Raw genomic sequence first — 235 nt, 5'->3', positions numbered from 1 at the left:
TATGTACCGCGAAGAAGGGCTCTAACGGGGCTTAAAATACGTAGAGTCGGGACCACTCTTTCGTTCGAGCTACCACTCTGAGCGCCAAGTCAACGTACCGATTTAATCAAGTTTTCACTTTAATAGTTATACACCCATGACCGACAATTACGAAATAGACGCAGATGAACTAAACGAAAAATTCCTGGAGTCGCTCCGAAGTAAGTTTAAAGTCCGTCGGCTTAAGTTGACGGTG

The 235-nt window shown here is 44.7% G+C and carries 1 pseudogene; it reads left to right on the top strand.

The features are described 5' to 3' along the window. Positions 1-106 (top strand): annotated as a pseudogene (locus AC23P2_RS31455) (lipoyl synthase); the annotation flags it as partial. Positions 107-235: the final 129 nt, after the last annotated feature.

The sequence above is a fragment of the Runella sp. R0.1_18 genome, from assembly GCF_057652155.1.
This window is presented reverse-complemented; position numbering and strand designations above follow the sequence as displayed.